The organism is Zestomonas insulae, assembly GCF_016901015.1.
In the GTDB taxonomy this organism is placed as follows: Bacteria; Pseudomonadota; Gammaproteobacteria; order Pseudomonadales; family Pseudomonadaceae; genus Aquipseudomonas; species Aquipseudomonas insulae.
Map to the genome: position 1 here is coordinate 417851 of NZ_JAFEUP010000006.1, position 20620 is coordinate 438470.

The 20620-nt window shown below is 65.1% G+C and carries 20 protein-coding genes; 14 read left to right on the forward strand and 6 right to left on the reverse strand.

The genetic code is table 11. From position 1 onward, the window contains the following. Window positions 1-214 precede the first annotated feature (214 nt). Both ettA and gdhA read left to right on the forward strand, forming a co-directional pair. Window positions 215-1882 (forward strand): energy-dependent translational throttle protein EttA, encoded by a 1668-nt coding sequence (gene ettA, locus JQX08_RS20350; RefSeq protein ID WP_205350248.1) that lies wholly within the window; start codon window positions 215-217, stop codon window positions 1880-1882. Between the two features lie 178 nt (window positions 1883-2060). Further along, window positions 2061-3398 (forward strand): NADP-specific glutamate dehydrogenase, encoded by a 1338-nt coding sequence (gene gdhA, locus JQX08_RS20355; protein WP_205350249.1) that lies wholly within the window; start codon window positions 2061-2063, stop codon window positions 3396-3398. Window positions 3399-3475: 77 nt separating this feature from the next. On the opposite strand, the gene JQX08_RS20360 is transcribed toward gdhA, so the two are convergent. From JQX08_RS20360 to JQX08_RS20370, 3 genes are all read right to left on the reverse strand, one after another. Beyond that, the gene (locus tag JQX08_RS20360) at window positions 3476-3832 is read right to left on the reverse strand and encodes a hypothetical protein (protein WP_205350250.1); all 357 of its coding nucleotides are present in this window, start codon (window positions 3830-3832) and stop codon (window positions 3476-3478) included. Between the two features lie 95 nt (window positions 3833-3927). Then, complete coding sequence (locus JQX08_RS20365; protein ID WP_205350251.1) at window positions 3928-5148, reverse strand: RtcB family protein; 1221 nt, start codon at window positions 5146-5148, stop codon at window positions 3928-3930. A 127-nt stretch (window positions 5149-5275) separates the two neighbouring features. Continuing rightward, complete coding sequence (locus JQX08_RS20370; RefSeq protein ID WP_488169045.1) at window positions 5276-7138, reverse strand: Lnb N-terminal periplasmic domain-containing protein; 1863 nt, start codon at window positions 7136-7138, stop codon at window positions 5276-5278. Between the two features lie 170 nt (window positions 7139-7308). Between JQX08_RS20370 and JQX08_RS20375 the strand changes: the two genes are divergently transcribed. The 5 genes from JQX08_RS20375 (at window position 7309) to bamJ (ending at window position 12107) form a co-directional block, all read left to right on the forward strand. Further along, window positions 7309-7632: a TraR/DksA family transcriptional regulator gene (locus tag JQX08_RS20375; RefSeq protein ID WP_205350252.1), complete on the forward strand. Its 324-nt coding sequence runs from the start codon at window positions 7309-7311 to the stop codon at window positions 7630-7632. An 84-nt stretch (window positions 7633-7716) separates the two neighbouring features. Beyond that, entirely contained in the window at window positions 7717-10194 is a 2478-nt protein-coding gene (locus tag JQX08_RS20380) for a Lon protease family protein (protein ID WP_205350253.1), read from the forward strand. Between the two features lie 190 nt (window positions 10195-10384). Continuing rightward, complete coding sequence (locus JQX08_RS20385; RefSeq protein ID WP_205350254.1) at window positions 10385-10726, forward strand: PA4575 family protein; 342 nt, start codon at window positions 10385-10387, stop codon at window positions 10724-10726. Between the two features lie 159 nt (window positions 10727-10885). After that, complete coding sequence (locus JQX08_RS20390; RefSeq protein WP_205350255.1) at window positions 10886-11374, forward strand: TIGR00645 family protein; 489 nt, start codon at window positions 10886-10888, stop codon at window positions 11372-11374. A gap of 115 nt (window positions 11375-11489) precedes the next feature. Beyond that, window positions 11490-12107: a BamJ family beta-barrel-assembly machinery protein gene (bamJ, locus tag JQX08_RS20395; RefSeq protein WP_205350256.1), complete on the forward strand. Its 618-nt coding sequence runs from the start codon at window positions 11490-11492 to the stop codon at window positions 12105-12107. 192 nt (window positions 12108-12299) lie between these two features. Here the strand turns inward: bamJ and JQX08_RS20400 are convergent, their stop codons facing one another. Beyond that, entirely contained in the window at window positions 12300-12542 is a 243-nt protein-coding gene (locus JQX08_RS20400; protein ID WP_205350257.1) for a PA4570 family protein, read from the reverse strand. 132 nt (window positions 12543-12674) lie between these two features. Further along, window positions 12675-13643, reverse strand: a complete 969-nt coding sequence (locus tag JQX08_RS20405) for a polyprenyl synthetase family protein (protein ID WP_205350258.1) — start codon at window positions 13641-13643, stop codon at window positions 12675-12677. Window positions 13644-13885: 242 nt separating this feature from the next. Here JQX08_RS20405 and rplU point away from each other — a divergent pair, with 242 nt between their 5' ends. The 5 genes from rplU to JQX08_RS20430 all read left to right on the forward strand — a co-directional run bounded on the left by rplU (window position 13886) and on the right by JQX08_RS20430 (window position 17536). Continuing rightward, a complete protein-coding gene (gene rplU, locus JQX08_RS20410) occupies window positions 13886-14197 on the forward strand; it encodes a 50S ribosomal protein L21 (RefSeq protein WP_205350259.1) in 312 nt (103 codons plus the stop codon). A 37-nt stretch (window positions 14198-14234) separates the two neighbouring features. Continuing rightward, entirely contained in the window at window positions 14235-14492 is a 258-nt protein-coding gene (gene rpmA / locus JQX08_RS20415; protein ID WP_205350260.1) for a 50S ribosomal protein L27, read from the forward strand. A 146-nt stretch (window positions 14493-14638) separates the two neighbouring features. Then, window positions 14639-15862: an Obg family GTPase CgtA gene (gene cgtA, locus JQX08_RS20420; RefSeq protein ID WP_205350261.1), complete on the forward strand. Its 1224-nt coding sequence runs from the start codon at window positions 14639-14641 to the stop codon at window positions 15860-15862. A gap of 74 nt (window positions 15863-15936) precedes the next feature. Further along, complete coding sequence (gene proB, locus JQX08_RS20425; RefSeq protein ID WP_205350262.1) at window positions 15937-17055, forward strand: glutamate 5-kinase; 1119 nt, start codon at window positions 15937-15939, stop codon at window positions 17053-17055. 22 nt (window positions 17056-17077) lie between these two features. Beyond that, window positions 17078-17536, forward strand: a complete 459-nt coding sequence (locus JQX08_RS20430) for a CreA family protein (RefSeq protein WP_205350263.1) — start codon at window positions 17078-17080, stop codon at window positions 17534-17536. A gap of 55 nt (window positions 17537-17591) precedes the next feature. Here JQX08_RS20430 and rpsT read toward each other — a convergent pair whose 3' ends face one another. Beyond that, entirely contained in the window at window positions 17592-17867 is a 276-nt protein-coding gene (gene rpsT / locus JQX08_RS20435) for a 30S ribosomal protein S20 (protein WP_205350264.1), read from the reverse strand. Between the two features lie 184 nt (window positions 17868-18051). Here rpsT and murJ point away from each other — a divergent pair, with 184 nt between their 5' ends. After that, window positions 18052-19590, forward strand: a complete 1539-nt coding sequence (murJ, locus tag JQX08_RS20440; RefSeq protein WP_205350265.1) for a murein biosynthesis integral membrane protein MurJ — start codon at window positions 18052-18054, stop codon at window positions 19588-19590. An 84-nt stretch (window positions 19591-19674) separates the two neighbouring features. Further along, a complete protein-coding gene (ribF, locus tag JQX08_RS20445; protein WP_205350266.1) occupies window positions 19675-20613 on the forward strand; it encodes a bifunctional riboflavin kinase/FAD synthetase in 939 nt (312 codons plus the stop codon). Window positions 20614-20620: the final 7 nt, after the last annotated feature.

Consider the following 20620-nt stretch of genomic DNA (forward strand, 5'->3'; position numbering starts at 1 on the left):
GGCCAGGTGCCAGCCTTGCCGACGAGTGCCGGTTTGCCCTGTCTGGCGCAATCCGGTAGCTTTGCCGCACGCGCGTGGGAGCGCTGGCGTAACACCGCATACGCCAGAGAAATCGATCCGCCGGCCCAGGGCCGTGACGTGGTCGCAGGCCTGGCGTCGTTCCCGTCCTGTCGCTTCCCCTCTGTTTGTTCTGTCATCAGCAGCTAGGTGCCCAATGGCTCAATACGTCTACACCATGCATCGGCTCGGCAAGGTCGTGCCGCCGAAGCGGGAAATCCTCAAGAACATCTCCCTGTCGTTCTTCCCCGGCGCGAAGATCGGCGTGCTCGGCCTCAACGGTTCCGGTAAGTCCACCCTGCTGCGCATCATGGCCGGGGTCGACACCGAGTTCGACGGCGAAGCCCGGCCGATGCCCGGCATCAACGTCGGCTACCTGCCGCAGGAGCCGCAGCTCGATCCGGAGAAGACCGTCCGCGAAGTGGTCGAAGAAGCGGTCAGCGTGATCAAGGACGCCCAGGCCCGCCTCGACGAGGTGTACGCCGCCTACGCCGAGCCGGATGCTGATTTCGACGCGCTGGCCGCCGAGCAGGGCAAGCTGGAAGCCATCCTGCAGGCCGCCGACGGCCACAACCTCGAGCGCCAGCTGGAAGTCGCCGCCGACGCCCTGCGTCTGCCGGCCTGGGAGGCCAAGGTCGCCCACCTGTCCGGTGGCGAGAAGCGCCGCGTGGCGCTGTGCCGCCTGCTGCTGTCGGCCCCCGACATGCTGCTGCTCGACGAACCGACCAACCACCTGGACGCCGACTCGGTGGCCTGGCTGGAGCGTTTCCTCCACGACTTCCCCGGCACCGTGGTGGCGATCACCCACGATCGCTACTTCCTCGACAACGTCGCCGGCTGGATTCTCGAACTCGACCGCGGCGCGGGCATCCCCTACGAGGGCAACTACTCCGGCTGGCTGGAAACCAAGTCCGCACGTCTGGAGCAGGAGTCCAAGCAGCAGTCGGCCCACGAAAAGGCCATGAAGGACGAACTGGAGTGGGTGCGCAAAGGCGCCAAGGCCCGCCAGTCGAAGTCCAAGGCCCGTCTGCAGCGCTTCGAGGAAATGCAATCGCAGGAATTCCAGAAGCGCAGCGAGACCAACGAGATCTACATCCCCGCCGGCCAGCGCCTGGGCGACAAGGTCATCGAATTCAAGAACGTCAGCAAGGGCTATGGCGATCGCCAGCTGATCGACAACCTGTCGTTCAGCATGCCGAAAGGCGCGATCGTCGGCGTGATCGGCGGTAACGGTGCCGGTAAGTCCACGCTGTTCCGCATGCTGATGGGCAAGGAGCAGCCGGATTCGGGCAGCATCGAGATCGGCGACACCGTCGAACTGGCGTGCGTCGACCAGAGCCGCGACGACCTGGAAGGCAAGAAGACCGTGTGGGAAATGATTTCCGACGGCTTCGACATGATCAAGGTCGGCAACTACGAGGTGCCGTCGCGTGGCTACGTCGGGCGCTTCAACTTCAAGGGCGCCGACCAGCAGAAGTTCGTCAAGGACCTCTCCGGTGGTGAGCGCGGCCGTCTGCACCTGGCGCTGACCCTCAAGCAGGGCGCCAACGTGCTGCTGCTCGACGAACCGTCCAACGACCTCGACGTGGAAACCCTGCGTGCGCTGGAAGAAGCACTGCTGGACTTCCCCGGCGCCGCCATCGTGATCTCTCACGATCGTTGGTTCCTCGACCGCGTGGCCACCCACATCCTCTCCTACGAGGACGACGGCCAGGTGACCTTCTTCGAAGGCAACTACACCGAGTTCGAAGCCGATCGCAAGAAACGCCTCGGCGAGGCGGCCGCCCAGCCGCACCGGGTGCGCTACAAGAAGCTGGCACAGTAACGCGCACTCAAGAACGGGGCCTACGGGCCCCGTTTTTTTATGGCTGCGGGAACCGCTGTTTACACATTTGCACCAAAAAGATACATCATGGCGACATAATGCACTGTAAAGGTGCTTTTCAGCCTGATAAAGTCCGGCGCCTCAAAAAAGAAGACAGTCCAACGCCGGTACCTCTGCCATGACCCTTTCTGTTGATGCTTTCCTCAACCAGCTCAAGCGCCGCGACCCCGACCAGCCCGAATTCCACCAGGCGGTAGAAGAGGTGCTGCGCAGCCTGTGGCCGTTCCTCGAAGCCCATCCGCACTACCTCGAAGCCGGCATCGTCGAGCGCATCGTCGAGCCGGAGCGGGCCATCCTGTTCCGCGTGCCGTGGGTCGACGATCAGGGCAAGGTGCGGGTCAACCGCGGCTTCCGGGTGCAGATGAGCAGCGCCATCGGTCCGTACAAGGGCGGTCTGCGCTTCCACCCGTCGGTGAACCTCGGCGTGCTGAAGTTCCTCGCCTTCGAGCAGGTGTTCAAGAACTCGCTGACCTCGCTGCCCATGGGCGGCGGCAAGGGCGGCGCGGACTTCGACCCGAAGGGCAAGAGCGACGGTGAAGTGATGCGTTTCTGCCAGTCGTTCATGAGCGAGCTGTACCGCCATGTCGGCGCCGACCTCGACGTGCCGGCCGGTGACATCGGCGTCGGCGGTCGCGAGATCGGCTTCATGTTCGGCCAGTACAAGCGCCTGGCCAACGAGTTCACCTCGGTGCTCACCGGCAAGGGCCTGACCTACGGCGGCAGCCTGATCCGCCCCGAAGCGACCGGCTACGGCTGCGTGTACTTCGCCCAGGAGATGCTCAAGCGCCAGAACCAGGGCTTCGACGGCAAGCGCGTGGCGATCTCTGGTTCCGGCAACGTCGCCCAGTATGCGGCGCAGAAGGTCATGGAGCTGGGAGGCAAGGTGATCTCACTGTCCGACTCCGAAGGCACGCTGTTCGCCGAAGCGGGGCTGACCCCGGAGCAGTGGGACTACCTGATGGACCTGAAGAACGTCCGTCGTGGGCGCATCAGCGAGATGGCCGCGCACTTCGGCCTGCAGTTCCTCGCCGGCCAACGCCCGTGGCGCCTGGCCTGCGACATCGCGCTGCCGTGCGCGACGCAGAACGAGCTGGACGCCGACGACGCACGGGCACTGCTCAAGGCCGGCTGCATCTGCGTCGCCGAGGGCGCCAACATGCCCTCGACGCTGGAAGCCGTGGACCTGTTCATCGAGGCCGGCATCCTCTACGCGCCGGGCAAGGCGTCGAACGCCGGCGGCGTGGCCACCAGCGGTCTGGAGATGAGCCAGAACGCCATGCGCCTGCACTGGACTGCCGGAGAAGTGGATCAGCGTCTGCACGGCATCATGCAGAACATCCACCACGCCTGTGTGCACCACGGCGAAGAGCAGGGCCGCATCAACTATGTGAAAGGCGCCAACATCGCCGGCTTCGTCAAGGTGGCCGACGCCATGCTGGCCCAAGGCGTGGTCTGAGTCCGCTTGACCTGCCGCTGGCGCACTAGCGCCGCAATACCAAACGGGGCCACAAGGCCCCGTTTGTGTTTGTGCACTCAGTGGCCAAACAATGCCCGGCTGGTGCCGCGACTCTTGTCCTGCTGCCAGTCGTCGTCGCGATCCTCGTTGCGCTGCTGCTCGTACTGGCGGCGCTCTTCGCTGGCGGCCATCGCCTGGCATTGGCGAAAGCCGTCATCCCAGCCGCCTTCGTAGTGCCGGTCGGCCAGGTAGCGCGGCACATCCTTGCTGAAGCCGGCGCTGATCGAGCCGTTGGCTTGGCGGCCGCTGCTGCAGCCGTCGCGGAAGCCATCGGCATAGGCGGGCGGATAGCCTTGCTCGAGCAGGTAGTCGTGGGTCGATTGGCAGCCGGCGAGCAGCAGGGCGAGCAGAAGCGGGGGCAGGGAGCGCCACATCACAGGGTCACAACGAAGCGAGCGGAGAGGCGCTTAGTCTCGCGCGCGCCACGTCGGCAAATTGTCAAAATGCCGTGGGCAAAGCGTTGCACGGCTCAACCCTTGACGCAGACCACCTGGCGCAGGGTGTGCACCACTTCGACCAGCTCACGCTGGGCGGCCATCACTGCGTCGATGTTCTTGTAGGCCATGGGGATCTCGTCGATCACCTCGGCGTCCTTGCGACATTCGACGTGCGCAGTGGCGCGCACCTGATCGGCGACGCTGTAGCGTTTCTTCGCCTGCGTGCGGCTCATCACCCGCCCGGCGCCGTGGCTGCACGAGCAGAACGCCTCCGCGTTGCCCAGGCCGCGGACGATGTAGCTCTGCGCGCCCATGCTGCCGGGGATGATGCCCAGCTCGCCGTGCTGCGCTGACACCGCGCCCTTGCGAGTGACCAGCACCTCGCGGCCGAAGTGCTGCTCGCGCTGCACATAGTTGTGGTGGCAGTTGACCGCCTCCAGCTCGGCCTCGAAGGGTTTGCGCAGCACCTGGCGGGCGGCGCCGATCACCGCCTGCATCATCAGCGCGCGATTCTGCCGGGCGAAGTCCTGCGCCCACTCCACCGCTTCGACGTAGTCGGCGAAATGCCTGCTGCCTTCTTCGAAGTAGGCGAGGTCGCGGTCCGGCAGGTTGGCCAGATGCTGGCGCATGTCGGCCTGGGCCAATTCGATGAATAGCGTACCGATCGCGTTGCCGACCCCGCGCGAGCCGCTGTGCAGCATGAACCAGACGCGCTGCGCTTCGTCGAGGCAGACCTCGATGAAATGGTTGCCGGTGCCCAGGGTGCCGAGGTGGCTGCGGTTGTTGGTCTTCTCCAGGCGCGGGTACTTGTCGGTGATCCGCTTGAAGCGCGTGGCCAGCGCTTTCCAGGCCTGGTCGGCATGGCCGGGCACGCTTTGCCAGGCGCCGCTGTCGCGCTTGCCGAAGCTCTTGCCGTGCGGCACGGCCTGCTCGATGGCGCGGCGCAGGCCGTGCAGGTTGTCCGGCAGGTCGCTGGCCATCAGCGAGGTGCGCGCGGCAATCATCCCGCAGCCGATGTCGACGCCAACCGCGGCGGGAATGATCGCGCCGACGGTGGGGATCACGCTGCCGATGGTCGAGCCCTTGCCGACGTGCACGTCGGGCATCACCGCGATGTGCTTGAAGATGAACGGCAGCTTGGCGGTGTTCTGCAGCTGGCGGCGCGCTTCGTCTTCCACCGGCACGCCGTGGGTCCACAGTTTGATCGGTTTGCCGCCGGCGACTTCCAGCAGTTCAGGGGCGGGCGCGTGCATGGCCGGGTCCGTGTATGGGCGATGGCCTATTGTGCGCCTGGTTCGCGGCGCAGCGCAGCGGTGGCCGTCCAACGATACCCATCACGGTGCGCGCGTGGGTATCGCGTTACGAATCAGGCGCTGCGCTTCAGTAGTGATACCACTTCAATTCCAGCGACACCTCGTTGACCGGGCTGGCCAACTGGCTGAACTGGCGCTGCGCCGACAGGCGCACGCCGAGGTTGCGTGACAGCTCCCACTGCTGGTTGAGCGCCAGGCTGCGGCGCACTTCGCCGTTGTGGAAATAGTCGCCGCGCGCTTCGAGGCTCAGGTTGCCGAGCGGGTTGCGCCACAGCAGGCCGCTATTGAAGCCGGCGGCCGGGGCGATGAAGGCGGCGAAGTCCTCGTTGTTCTCGATGCGCAGGGTGCCGAGCGCGAAGCCGAGCAGTTCCTCGCCGAGCTGCCAGCTGCCGCCAACCCCACCCTGCAGGTGGCTGACCAGGCGCTCGTCGCCGTCCTCGCCGAGCACGCGCTCGAGGCCGCCGCCGACCTGCCAGGACCAGGGCTGCAGCAGCTCGTTGCGCGGCGTCAGCGAACGGATGTTGGCCAGGTCGAGGCGCTGCAGCTGCCAGTGGTTGCCCTCGTACTGGCGCAGCTTGAGCTGGAGGATTTCGATCTGCGCGCCGAGCGGGAAGCCATAGGCGTTGTCGTTGAGGTCGTGATAGGCCATGCGCAGGCCGTATTCGGCGAAGGCACGGTCGTCGCGGCTGCCGGCGCCGAGCTGCCAGGTGCGCGAGGGATGGCCGTCTTCGGGCTGGTCGGGGCGGGCGATCTGCAGCTCTGGCGGCGGGTTGCGGTTGATCGCCTGGAGCAGCGCGTAGCTGCGCGCTGCGGCGGCCGGATCGCGGGCTTCGCCAACCGCGCGGTAGCGGCCGAGGCGGAACGCGGCATCCTGAATCAGCGCCTGGCGCTCGCGCGGCAGGGCGGCGAACGCGGGGTCGGCCAGCGCGCTGGCGGGCTCGTCGGCGAGGCGCAGCGCCCAGTCCTGCTCGCCGGTATCGAGCGGCTTGGCGCGGGCCAGCAGCTCGCGTTCGCGCGAGGGGCGGAAATCGACGCTGGCCACCAGTCCGGCGTTCTCCACCGCGCGCACGGTGTCGGTGGGGATCGCGCTGATCGGGAACTGGTCGGTCAGCTCGATGCCCGGGCGGGCGATCTCCAGCAGCTCGAGCAGCCGGTAGGAGCAGTTTTCGTCGAAGAAGTAGTAGTCGAAGCGGATCTGCTTGAGTTCCCAGACGTGCTCGACCATCCGCGCGGTTTCCGTGGCGCTGAGGTTCAGCCGGTACTCCCACAGGTCGCGGTTCTCCAGGCTGCGGTACTCGGAGAGCTTCTCGCGGTACGGCACCAGCGCGAACAGCCCGGGATAACCGCCCATCAGGCCCTTCCAGGCGTACAGCATGCTGTTGTCCATGCCCTCGATGAACGCACCGAAGTTCAGCGCGTAGCTGAGCATCGCGGTGTTGTTCTCGTCGATGTCGGCCTGGTCGATGCGCAGCAGGGTGTGGCCGAACATCGACGACGGGCTGTTCAGGTAGGCGGCGGGAAACACCAGCACCGTGCTGTGCGGGGCGATATCGGTGAACCAGGCGTTGAATTCGGCGCAGTCGGGCTGCGGCAGGTCGTTGAGCTGCAGGCGCTCGCGCAGCCAGCGGGTGCGAGCCGGGTAGACGCATTGCGGGTGCTGGTCGCCGAGCGTGGCCGGGGCGTACAGCGCGTCGAGGGTCGCCGCCAGCTCGGCACGCGGCTGGCTGTCGCCGTCGGCGGCCAGGAAGAAACGCTCGTCGTCGACGTAGCTGCGCCAGCCGCCGAGCTTGGCGGTTTCGTAGTGGCCGAGGGCGATCCAGTACGGATCGGCGGCCAGTGCATCGAGCTGCGCAGCGTCCCAGACGGGTTTGGCGTGAGCCGCAGGGGCGGCGCAAAGGGCCAGAGTCAGGGCGACGAAAATCCGTTTCAAGGGCGCGTTCTTCTTCTGCGGATGGCCTGTGCGGAGCTTTGGGGATGGCGATGACGGGTGTCAAGCAAGCCCGGCGCGCAGATTTGTGCAAGTTTTTGTCGCAGCTCAATACCGGGAGGGCGGCGCTTGTCCACACTGAACACATCCCCTTCGTTTGCAGGAGTCCCGTCATGACCGCTTTCGATCCCCAGGCTGCGCTCGACACGCTGGCCAAGGAGTACAGCGCCCGCGCCGCGGCGATCCGCCGTGATCTGGCGCGCAGCCACTCGCCGGACTTCGCCGAGCAGGCCGTGCAGCGGCAGAACGACGAGGTGCTCGAGGCGCTGCTGGCGGAAGCCGAGAGCTCGCTGCTGCAGGTTGGCAAGGCCAAGCTGCGCCTGGTCGAGGGCAGTTACGGCGATTGTCTGCGCTGCGGCGAGCCGATCGAAGAGGCGCGCCTGCGCGTGCTGCCGGCCGCCGAATACTGCCTGGCGTGCGCCGATCTGGCGCACTGAGTCTTGCCTTGCCAGCCGCGTTCGGCCGGCGCCAGAATGAGGCCATCTCTCCACGGCTCGTCCCGGACGACCTAAGGACTTGTGATGCCTGATTCTCTCGCCGCCGGCCTGCGCCTACCTCCCGAAGCGCTGACGCGTCCCTTCTCCCCCGATCAGTTCGATTTCGTCCTCACCGAAGAGCTTGAGCCGTTCCGCGGCGTGCTCGGCCAGGAGCGCGCGGTCGAGGCGCTGCAGTTCGGGGTGGCGATGCCGCGTCCCGGCTACAACGTCTATGTGATGGGTGAGCCGGGGACCGGGCGCTTCTCCTTCGTCAAACGCTACCTGCGCGCCGAGGCCAAGCGCCTGGCGACGCCCGCCGACTGGGTCTACGTCAACCATTTCGACGAGTCGCGCGAGCCCAAGGCGCTGGAGCTGCCGCCTGGCACGGCGAGCGCCTTCGTCAGCGACATCGAAGGCCTGGTCGACAACCTGATGGCGACCTTCCCGGCGGCCTTCGAGCACCCGGCCTACCAGCAGAAGAAGGGCGCCATCGACCGCGCCTTCAACCAGCGCTACGACCACGCGCTGGAGACCATCGAACGCCTGGCGCTGGAGCGCAACGTCGCCCTATACCGCGACAGCAGCAACATCGCCTTTACCCCGATGCGCGACGGCAAGGCCCTCGACGAGGCGGAGTTCGCCCAATTGCCGGAGGCCGAGCGCGACCGCTTCCACAAGGACATCTCGGAGCTGGAGGAGCGCCTCAACGAAGAGCTGGCCAGTCTGCCGCAGTGGAAGCGCGAGTCGAGCAACCAGCTGCGCCAGCTCAATGAAGAGACCATCACCCTGGCGCTGCAGCCGCTGCTCGCCCCGCTGTCGGAGAAGTACGCGGAGAACGCCGGGGTCTGCGGCTACCTGCAGGCGCTGCAGATCAACCTGCTGAAGACCGTGGTCGATCAGCTGGTCGAGGTGGAGAAGGTCGACGGCCAGACCCGCAAGCTGCTCGAGGAGCAATACCTACCGTGCCTGGTGGTCGGCCACCATGCCGACGGCGGCGCGCCGGTGGTGTTCGAGACGCACCCGACCTACGACAACCTGTTCGGCCGCATCGAATACAGCACCGACCAAGGCGCGCTGTACACCAGTTACCGGCAGCTGCGCCCCGGCGCGCTGCACCGCGCCAATGGCGGCTTCCTGGTGCTGGAAGCGGAGAAGCTGCTCGGCGAGCCGTTCGTCTGGGACGCCCTGAAGCGCGCGCTGCACTCGCGCAAGCTGAAGATGGAGTCGCCGCTCGGCGAGCTCGGTCGACTGGCCACCGTGACGCTCACCCCGCAGGTCATCCCGCTGCAGGTCAAGGTCATCATCATCGGCTCGCGGCAGCTCTACTATGCGCTGCAGGACCATGATCCAGACTTCCAGGAGATGTTCCGCGTGCTGGTCGACTTCGACGAGGAAATCTCCCTGTCCAAGGACAACCTCGAACAGTTCGCCCAACTGCTCAAGACCCGTACCAGCGAGGAGGGCATGGCGCCGCTGACCGCCGATGCGGTGGCCCGCCTGGCGACCTACAGCTCGCGCCTGGCTGAGCACCAGCAGCGCCTGTCGGCGCGTATCGGCGACCTGTTCCAGCTGGTCAGCGAGGCGGACTTCATCCGCCAGCTGGCCAATGATGAAATCACCGACGCCGGGCACATCGAGCGTGCGCTGAAGGCCAAGGCGACGCGCACCGGGCGGGTTTCGGCGCGGATTCTCGATGACATGCTGGCCGGCATCATCCTCATCGACACCGCCGGCGCGGCAGTCGGCAAGTGCAACGGGCTGACCGTGCTGGAGGTCGGCGATTCGGCGTTCGGCGTGCCGGCGCGGATTTCCGCGACTGTCTACCCGGGTGGCAGCGGCATCGTCGACATCGAGCGCGAAGTCAGCCTCGGCCAGCCGATCCACTCCAAGGGCGTGATGATCCTCACCGGCTACCTGGGCAGCCGCTATGCCCAGGAATTCCCCCTGGCGATCTCGGCGAGCATCGCCCTCGAGCAGTCCTACGGCTACGTCGACGGCGACAGCGCCTCGCTCGGCGAGGTCTGCACGCTGATCTCCGGGCTGTCGCGCACGCCGCTCAAGCAGTGCTTCGCGATCACCGGCTCGATCAACCAGTTCGGCGAGGTGCAGGCGGTCGGCGGGGTCAACGAGAAGATCGAAGGCTTCTTCCGCCTCTGCGAGGCGCGCGGTCTGAGTGGCGAGCAGGGCGCGATCATCCCGCGCGCCAACGTCACTAACCTGATGCTCGACGAGCGCGTGCTGCAGGCGGTGCGCAGCGGCCAGTTCCACATCTACGCGGTGCGCCACGTCGACGAGGCGCTCAGCCTGCTTGTCGGTCGCGAGGTCGGTGCACCCGATGAAGACGGCCAGTTCCCCGAAGGCAGCGTCAACGCACGGGTGGTCGAGCGTCTACGCGACATCGCCGAGCTGGAGCTGGAAGAGGACGACAAGGCGCCCGCCAACGACGTGCGCTTGAACGCCGCCAGCGTCGCCGCCGAGCAGGCCAAGGACGCCTCGCGGCGGGCGCACACCCGCCGTCGCTGACCGTCGCGGCCGCGGGTGGCTGATCAGTCGCTGATCGATTTTCGCCACCCCGCGGCCGAGCTGCTTCCTGCCGGTTTTCCCACGCGCCATCCACAGAGTTATCCACAGTGACTGGGGATAAGCCGCGGCGCTTCCCTGCGCCGCCATTCGGGGTGTAGTCTGCAGGCTGGACCCTGCAAGGAGCGCCGCCATGTCGCGTAGCTTCTGCCTCACCCGCCAGTGTCTAGGGCTGACCACGCGCATCGAGTGCGTCGTTCGGCCGCTGTCAGGCGAAAGCGGTCTCTGGACCCTGATCTGTGCCGCCGGCATGGCGGACAGCCAACCCACTGCGATCAAGGCACAAGGCCCATTCCACGGGCCCTTCGTCGCCGAGTCGGTACTCGATGCGATCGCCAGCAACCTGGCCATGATGGGCTACGAGGACTCTGCCGAGCCGTCCATCTGGTGCCTGCACATGCAGGCCGAGCTGCGCCGGGTGAATGCCACGCGCGGTCGTTGTCTGGGCGACTGCCAGTTCCATCCTGACGGCTAGCCCGTCATTGCCTCACTTGCGGCGTCCGCACGGCCTGGCGCCGGCGTCGGCGTGCGCGTGTCCACAAAGTTATCCACAGTGCGCTGGCGGCGTCGCGGTGTTGCCGGCCGGGATCGTCTGGGTATACTCGCCGCCGTTGTGCGCAGACGGTGAGAATCCATGGAACGCTTTATCGAAAACACGATGTACGCCTCGCGCTGGTTGCTGGCGCCGATCTATTTCGGCTTGTCGCTGGCCCTGTTGGCGCTGACCCTGAAATTCTTCCAGGAGCTCTACCACCTGCTGCCGCATGTGTTCGAGAAGACCGAGGCGGAACTGATCCTGGTGCTGCTGTCGATGATCGACATGGCGCTGGTCGGCGGCCTGCTGGTGATGGTGATGATCTCCGGCTACGAGAACTTCGTGTCGCAGCTCGACATCGACGAGGGCAAAGAGAAGCTCGACTGGCTGGGCAAGATGGACTCCGGCTCGCTGAAAATGAAGGTCGCCGCCTCGATCGTGGCGATCTCCTCGATCCACCTGCTGCGCATGTTCATGAACGCCGAGCAGATCGCCAACGACAAGCTGCTCTGGTACGTGGTCATCCACATGGTGTTTGTGGTTTCGGCCTTCGCCATGGGCTACCTGGACAAGCTGACCAAGCACTGATCTAGCTGGTATTGCGCAACGCCCGGGCCGCTCACGGCGCCGGGCGTTCGCGTTTCTGGGCGGCGCCCGCTGTGCTAGGCTGGCCGCCCTTTTTTACTGCAAGCGGAAGCCCGTCATGTCCGAACTCGATCTTTCCACCGACGAAACCCGCGTCAGCTACGGTATCGGCCGCCAGCTCGGCGACCAACTGCGCGACAACCCGCCGCCGGGCGTGAGCCTGGAAGCAGTGCTCGCCGGTCTGCGCGACGCCTTCAACGGCCAGCCCAGTCAGGTCGGTCAGGACGCGCTGTCCGCCAGCTTCCGTGTGATTCGTGAGCGCATGCAGGCCGAAGCGCAGGCCAAGGCCGAAGCCGCCGCCGCCGAGGGTGTCGCCTTCCTCGCCGAGAACGCCAAACGTGCCGGCATCACCCAGCTGCCGTCGGGTCTGCAGTTCGAAGTGCTGACCGCCGGCGAAGGCGCTAAGCCGTCCCGCGAAGACACCGTGCGTACCCACTACCACGGCACCCTGATCGACGGCACGGTGTTCGACAGCTCCTACGAGCGCGGCCAGCCGGCCGAGTTTCCGGTCGGCGGCGTGATCGCCGGTTGGGTCGAGGCGCTGCAGCTGATGAACACCGGCAGCAAATGGCGCCTGTACGTGCCGAGCGAGCTGGCCTATGGCGGCCAGGCTGCCGGCAGCATCCCGCCGCACAGTGTGCTGATCTTCGACGTGGAGCTGCTGGACATCCTCTAAGCGGATCCGCAGTGACGAAAAGGCCGAAAACCGGCGACGGTTTTCGGCCTTTTGCATGCTGGGATAAGTGATTCCGCGGCGGACCTTTCCCTGTCCCGCCGCGGAATCGTCAGTGGCGCCGTTGCCGCTGATGGGCGTCCGACCTTGTGGGGCGGGCGCGTGAGTGCCGCATCCCGGCGGCCTCGTTCGGGGTTAGTGGAGGTCGCCGTGCGGCCGCAAGGCGCGGGCGTAGCAGAACAGGAACAGGTTGCGCACCAGCTCCTTGAGCACCAGCGGTTCGGTGGAGCTCAGGCTACTGAGGTCCAGGTCGCCTTGCTCGCTCAGCTCGGCGAGGGCTTCCTCTTCCAGTAGCGCGCAGACTTCACCGGTGTCGCGGTGGAGGATTCGTAGATAGGGATGCGGGCGTTCCAACCAGGCGTCGATCATGTAGGTCATGGCACTCATCTCCTTGGTCATTGCGTAAGATGAGAATAATTCTTATTAGCAAAATAGCAAGCATCAATTGGTGATTTTTCGCCGCCCATGAAAAAGCCCGCCGAGTGGCGGGCTGCTTCGTGACGCGTTGGCTCAGTGCGTACGGGCGACGGCGAACTGGCTGAGTTCGATCAGCGCCTCGCGGTACGCGTTGGCCGGCAGCGTGTCCAGGCAGGCGATCGCGCGTGCGGCATAGTCGCGGGCCAGGCGGGCGGTGTAGTCCAGGGCGCCGGAGCTCTCCACCGCAGCGCGGATGCTTTCCAGGTCGTCGAGACCGCCTTGCTGGATGGCCTTGCGCACCAGCGCCGCTTGGTCTGCGCTGCCTTCACGCATGGTGTAGATCAGCGGCAGGGTCGGCTTGCCTTCGGCCAGGTCGTCGCCGACGTTCTTGCCCAGCGTCTCGCTGTCGCCGCGGTAGTCGAGCAGGTCGTCGACCAGTTGGAAGGCGATGCCGAGGTGATCACCAAACTGCCGCAGCGCGGCAATCTGTTCGTCGCTTGCTTCGGCCAGGGCGGCGGCGCTGTGGGTCGAGGCTTCGAACAGCATGGCGGTCTTGCCGCGGATGACCTCCATGTAGATTTCTTCCGTGGTGCTGGCGTCGCGGACCTTGGACAGCTGCAGTACTTCGCCCTCGGCAATGACCCGGGTGGCGCGGGAGAGAATCTGCATCACCGGCAGCGAGCCGAGCTCGACCATCATTTCGAACGAGCGCGAATAGAGGAAGTCGCCAACCAGCACGCTCGGCGCATTGCCCCACAGCGCGTTGGCGGTGGAGCGGCCGCGGCGCATGCCGGACATGTCGACCACGTCGTCGTGCAGCAGGGTGGCGGTGTGCAGGAACTCGATGGTTGCGGCGAGCAGGCGCAGGTCATCGCCTTCGCGACCCAGCGCCTTGCCGCAGAGCAGCACCAACAGCGGCCGCAGGCGTTTGCCGCCGGCCGAGATGATGTAGTCGCCGATTTTTTCCACCAGGGGCACACGGGAGGTGAGCTGTTTCCTGATAATGCTGTCGACGGCGGTGAAATCGTCCGCCACCACCCGATAGAATGCCTGGGGTTGCATCAGTGACTCGTGCTCCTCGTAGGTTGCGCGGCATGCTAGGTTCCGGGGTAGGGGCTGTCAAGGCGAGTACTGTCGCGGGCTTGCGGAGGTCGCTTGGCTTGCGTACAATCGCGGCCCCTGAACTTCCCTGGGCAGCACCTGCCTTACGCAAATGCGCGAAGTCCTTCCGGCCTCGTGCAGCCATGCCAGCCAATACCTCTTCCTATAAAGCGCTGGGTGAGCAGGATTAACGGAGATACCCCATGTACGCAGTAATTGTTACCGGTGGCAAACAGTACAAAGTCACCGAAGGCGAATTCCTCAAGGTTGAAAAGCTTGAGATCGGTACCGGCGAAGCCGTGACCTTCGACCGCGTTCTGCTGGTCGGCAATGGCGACGATGTCAAGATCGGCGCTCCGGTGGTTGATGGCGCTAAAGTCGTCGCTGAAGTGGTCTCCCAAGGCCGTCACGACAAGATCCGCATCATCAAATTCCGCCGTCGTAAGCACCACATGAAGCGTCAGGGCCACCGTCAGTGGTTCACTGAGATCAAAATTACCGGTATCCAGGCCTGATTCGTTCGGCCCCGATCCTTGATAGGAGTATTGACTCATGGCACACAAAAAAGCTGGCGGTTCTACCCGTAACGGCCGCGATTCCGAAAGTAAACGCCTTGGCGTGAAGATGTATGGCGGCCAGGTCATCAAGGCCGGCAACATCATCGTGCGTCAGCGCGGCACCCAGTTCCACGCCGGTTACGGCGTTGGCATGGGTAAAGATCACACCCTCTTCGCGAAAATCGAAGGCGTGATCAAGTTTGAAGTAAAGGGCGCGCAAAACCGCCGTTACGTGAGCGTCGTCGCGGCCTAATCGCGATGCTGCTGGAAAAGCCCTGTCTCGCGACGGGGCTTTTTTGTTTCTGAAGTCGTGAGGCTTTTGCAAAATATCCGTGCATGATTTTGCAAAGGCCTTATGTTCCATGTGTTATCTGGCCCGCCAGTGCGGGAGGCAAAGCGATGAAATTCGTCGATGAAGTATCGATTTTTGTAAAGGCCGGCGATGGCGGCAACGGCATGATGAGTTTCCGCCGTGAGAAGTTCATCGAGAAGGGTGGTCCCAACGGCGGTGACGGCGGCGACGGCGGTTCGGTGTATATGGAAGCCGACGAGAACCTCAATACCCTGGTCGATTATCGCTACACCCGCCGTTTCAATGCGCAGAATGGCGAGAAGGGCGGTAGCACCGAATGTACCGGGGCCAAAGGTGAAGATCTGATCCTGCCGGTGCCGGTCGGCACTACGGTGATCGATGCCGGGACCCAGGAAGTCATCGGCGACCTGACCAAGCCTGGGCAGCGCCTGCTGGTGGCTCAGGGTGGCTGGCACGGGCTGGGCAACACGCGCTTCAAGTCCAGCACCAACCGGGCGCCGCGGCAGACCACGCCGGGCAAGCCGGGCGAGTCGCGCGACCTCAAGCTGGAACTCAAGGTACTGGCAGACGTTGGTCTGCTGGGCCTGCCCAATGCGGGTAAGAGCACCTTCATTCGTTCGGTGTCGGCGGCCAAGCCGAAGGTGGCGGACTATCCCTTCACTACCCTGGTGCCGAACCTTGGGGTGGTCAGTGTCGGTCGCTACAAGAGCTTCGTGATCGCCGACATTCCCGGCTTGATCGAGGGTGCTTCGGAGGGGGCGGGGCTGGGTATTCGCTTCCTCAAGCACCTGGCGCGCACCCGCTTGCTGCTGCACCTTGTCGACATGGCGCCGCTGGACGAAAGCGATCCGGCCGATGCGGCGGAAGTGATTGTCGAAGAGCTGGCGAAATTCAGCCCGGCGCTGGCTGAGCGCGACCGCTGGCTGGTGCTGAACAAGGCCGACCAATTGCTCGAGGAAGAGCATGAGGCGCGCGTGCGCGCGGTGGTCGAGCGCCTCAATTGGGAGGGTCCGGTGTTCGTGATCTCCGCCCTCGAGCGGCAGGGTACCGAGGTGCTCGGGCAGGCGATCATGCGTTATCTCGACGAGCGCGATTTGCGCATCGCCGAGGAGCCGGCTTACGCGGCGGCGCTGGTCGAGCTGGATCAGCGCATCGAAGACGAGGCGCGCGCCCGTCTGCAGGCGCTCGACGATCGTCGCGCGCTGCGCCGTGCCGGATTGAAGAGCGTCGACGATGTCAGTGATGATGACTGGGATGACGACTTCGAAGATGACGACGATGGTCCGGAGATCATCTACGTTCGCGATTGAGGTATTGTACGGCGCCGCTTGATTGCGGCGTTGTGCTGATTGGGGCTTCGTTCGACTGGCTAAGGTTGAGAGACATGCGGGACAAGGTGACTGGCGCGCAGCGCTGGGTGGTGAAGATCGGCAGCGCGCTGCTGACTGCGGATGGGCGTGGCCTGGATCGCGCGGCGATGGCGGTATGGGTCGAGCAGATGGTCGCGCTGCGGGAGGCGGGCATCGAGCTGGTGCTGGTGTCGTCCGGCGCAGTGGCGGCGGGCATGAGCCGGCTGGGCTGGGTCGCGCGGCCGAGTGCCATGCATGAGCTGCAGGCGGCCGCCGCAGTGGGGCAGATGGGTCTGGTGCAGGCCTGGGAGTCGAGTTTCGCCCAGCATGGCCGGCATACCGCGCAGATTCTGCTGACCCATGACGATCTGTCCGACCGCAAGCGCTACCTGAATGCGCGCAGCACCTTGCGCACCCTGGTCAGTCTCGGCGTGATTCCGGTGATCAACGAGAACGACACGGTGGTTACCGACGAGATCCGTTTCGGTGACAACGACACCCTGGCGGCGCTGGTGGCCAATCTGGTCGAGGCTGATCTGTTGGTCATCCTCACCGACCGCGATGGCATGTTCGACGCCGATCCGCGGCACAACCCGGATGCCCAGCTGATCTTCGAGGCGCGTGCCGATGATGCCGCGCTGGATGCGGTGGCTGGCGGTACTGGCGGCGCGCTGGGGCGTGGCGGTATGCAGACCAAGCTGCGCGCGGCGCGTCTGGCGGCACGTTCCGGGGCGCACACGGTGATTGTTGGTGGGCGCATCGAGCGCGTGCTCGATCGGCTGAAGGCGGGCGAACGCCTGGGGACCTTGTTGGCGCCCGAGCGCGGGCTGCTGGCGGCGCGCAAGCAGTGGCTGGCCGGTCACCTGCAGACGCGCGGCGTGCTGACGCTCGATGCGGGTGCAGTGGATGCTCTGGTGCGCGGCAGCAAGAGTCTGCTGCCGGTCGGCGTCAAAGCGGTCGAAGGCAGCTTCCGGCGCGGCGAAATGGTGCTGTGCGTGGCGCCGGACGGGCGCGAAGTGGCGCGCGGCCTGGTCAATTACAGCGCGGCCGAGGCGCAGAAGATTGTTGGTCAGCCGTCCGATCTGATCGAGCGGTTACTCGGTTATGTCGACGAGCCTGAGTTGGTGCATCGGGATAACCTGATTCTGGTCTGAGATTGCTGCTCAGGGAGGGCGTATGCGCAAAGTCTGGTTGGCTGGAATGCTGTGGTTGCCGCTGCTGGCGTCGGCCGAGCAGATCGGCGAAGTGTCGACGGTGTTCAAGTGGGTCGGCCCCAACGACAAGATCGTCGTTGAGGCTTTCGATGATCCCAAGGTCGATGGCGTGACCTGCTACCTGTCGCGCGCCCGCACTGGTGGGGTCAAGGGCGGTCTGGGCTTGGCCGAGGATCGTGCCGAGGCCTCGATCGCCTGTCGGCAGGTTGGTCCGATCAGCTTTCGTGAGCAGCTCAAGGATGGTGATGAGGTGTTCAAGGAGCGCACCTCGCTGGTGTTCAAGAGCATGCAGGTGGTGCGCTTCTTCGACCGCAAGCGCAATGCGCTGGTCTATCTGGTGTACAGCGATCGGGTGATCGAGGGCAGTCCGCAGAATGCGGTGACGGCGATTCCGATCCTGCCCTGGCCGAGCCGGCCATAAATCGCAGGCAATAAAAAACCGGCCAATGGCCGGTTTTTTAACGCTGGTCGCCGCCTTAGGCAGCAGCTGCGCCGAGTGCCTTGATGTGGGCATTCAGGCGGCTCTTGTGACGAGCGGCTTTGTTCTTGTGGATGATGCCCTTGTCGGCCATGCGGTCGATCACCGGGACAGCCAGGGTGTAGGCGCTCTTAGCCAGGTCGAGGTCTTTGGCGTCGAGCGCCTTGACCACGTTCTTGATGTAAGTGCGGACCATGGAGCGCTGGCTGGCGTTGTGGCTACGACGCTTCTCAGCCTGTTTAGCGCGTTTCTTGGCAGAAGGTGTATTTGCCACCGTCGAGCTCCTAGAAATCTGTGGGGGGATTTGTGGATCAAATTAAGGCCGCGAATGATGCCGTCGAGCGAGTGCCTTGTCAAGGACGAAGGGCGGTCTCGGCGATCGGTGGGTCGCGTGCTTTCTTCGCGGCTGCACTCTACACTCGGCGGCCCCGATCCGCTGCAGCTTTCCGACCGAATCTATGAATCTGCTCAAGACATTGGCCGCCGTCAGTTCGATGACCATGTTGTCGCGCGTGCTGGGCTTCGTGCGCGACACCATCGTCGCGCGCATCTTCGGCGCGGGCATGGCGACCGACGCCTTCTTCGTGGCGTTCAAGTTGCCCAACCTGCTGCGGCGGATCTTCGCTGAAGGTGCCTTCTCCCAGGCCTTCGTGCCGATTCTCGCCGAGTACAAGACCCAGCAGGGCGAGGAGGCGACGCGCACCTTCATCGCCTATGTCTCCGGACTGCTGACATTGGCGCTGGCGCTGGTCACCTTGCTGGGCATCGTTGCCGCGCCCTGGGTGATCTGGGTGACTGCGCCCGGTTTCGTCGATTCGCCGGAGAAGTTCGCGCTGACCAGCGACCTGCTGCGGGTGACCTTTCCTTATATTCTGCTGATCTCGCTGGCGTCGCTGGCCGGGGCGATCCTCAACACCTGGAACCGCTTTTCGGTGCCGGCGTTCGTGCCGACCCTGCTGAACGTCAGCATGATCATCTTCGCTCTGTTTCTCACCCCGTATTTCGACCCGCCGGTGATGGCGCTTGGCTGGGCGGTGCTGGTTGGCGGCCTGGCGCAGTTGCTCTATCAACTGCCGCACCTGAAGAAAATCGGCATGCTCGTGCTGCCGCGCCTTAACCTGCGCGACAGCGGGGTCTGGCGGGTGATGCGGCAGATGGGACCAGCGATTCTCGGGGTTTCGGTCAGCCAGATCTCGCTGATCATCAACACCATCTTCGCCTCGTTCCTGGTCGCCGGCTCGGTGTCCTGGATGTACTACGCCGACCGTCTGATGGAGTTGCCATCAGGGGTGCTGGGTGTCGCGCTGGGCACCATCCTGCTGCCTTCGCTGGCCAAGACCTACGCCAATGCTGATCGCCAGGAGTATTCGCGGCTGCTCGACTGGGGGCTGCGCCTGTGTTTCCTGCTGGTGCTGCCGTGCATGCTGGCGTTGGCGCTGCTGGCTGAGCCGTTGACCGTGGCGCTGTTCCAGTACGGCAAGTTCAGTGCCTGGGATGCGCAGATGACCCAGCGCGCGCTGATCGCCTATGCGGTGGGTTTGCTCGGCATCATTCTGGTCAAGGTGCTGGCCCCGGGGTTTTATGCGCAGCAGAACATCCGCACCCCGGTGCGCATTGCGATCTTCGTGCTGATTCTCACCCAGTTGATGAACCTCGCCTTCATCGTGCCGCTCAAGCATGCCGGCCTGGCGCTGGCGATCAGCCTCGGTGCGTGCGTCAACGCCGCGCTGTTGTACTGGCAGCTGCGGCGGCGGCAGATGTACCAGCCGCAGCCCGGTTGGGCGAAATTTCTCGGCAAGCTGCTGTTTGCGGTTCTGGTGATGTGTGGCGTGCTGTGGGGGCTGATGCAGTGGATGCCGGCGTGGGCGGAGGGTGGCATGGCTGCGCGTCTGCTGCGTCTGGCGGCGTTGGTCGGGGCGGGCGTGCTGGCCTATTTCGCCAGTTTGGCCGCGTTGGGCTTTCGCTTGCGCGACTTCTCCCGCAAGGCCATATCCTAAAGGGCGGCGGCAGGCGCCCGCTGCGCCTGTCGCCGAGCCGTCGCTGTGGGTATAATCGACCACTTTGTGAGCAAGAAGCGCGTTATGCATCTGGTCCGAGGCCTTCATAACCTGCGGCCCCAGCATCGGGGCTGCGTCGCCACCATCGGCAATTTCGACGGAGTGCACCGTGGCCATCAGGCCATTCTGGCGCGCCTGCGCGAACGTGCGGCCGAGCTCGGCGTACCGAGTTGCGTGGTGATCTTCGAACCGCAACCCCGGGAATTCTTTGCGCCGGACAGCGCGCCACCGCGCGTCACGCGCCTGCGCGACAAGCTCGAGCTGTTGGCCGGCGAGGGTATCGACCGGGTCCTGTGTCTGAGCTTCAACCGCCGTTTGCGCGAGCTGAGCGCCGCCGAGTTCGTGCATGCCGTGCTGGTCGAAGGGCTGGGCGTCAAACACCTGGAGGTCGGTGACGACTTCCGCTTTGGGTGCGACCGTGCGGGCGACTTCGCCTTCCTCTGTCAGGTCGGCCCCAGTGAGGGCTTCACCGTCGAGGCGGCGGCGACCATCGAAGTGGCCGGCGAGCGCGTCAGCAGCACACGCGTGCGTCAGGCGCTGGCCGAGGCCAATTTCGCCCTGGCCGAACATCTGCTGGGACGCCCCTTCCAGATCGAAGGGCGCGTGCTGCATGGACAGAAACTGGCGCGCCAGCTCGGTACGCCGACCGCCAACATCCAGCTCAAGCGCCGCCGTGCGCCGCTCAGCGGAGTCTTCGTGGTCAGCGTCGAGTTGGATGGCCTGCGCTGGCCTGGGGTTGCCAACATTGGTGTGCGACCGACAGTGGACGGCGATGGCCGCCCCCACCTCGAAGTCCACCTGCTGGATTTTGCTGGCGATATCTATGGCCGGCACCTGACGGTGGCTTTCCACCACAAGCTGCGTGATGAGCAGCGTTTCGCCTCCCTGGAGGCGCTGAAGACGGCGATCGATGCGGATGTCGCCGCCGCCCGTGCCTTCTGGCAGGGCCAACCGCTTAAGTGAAGAGCCT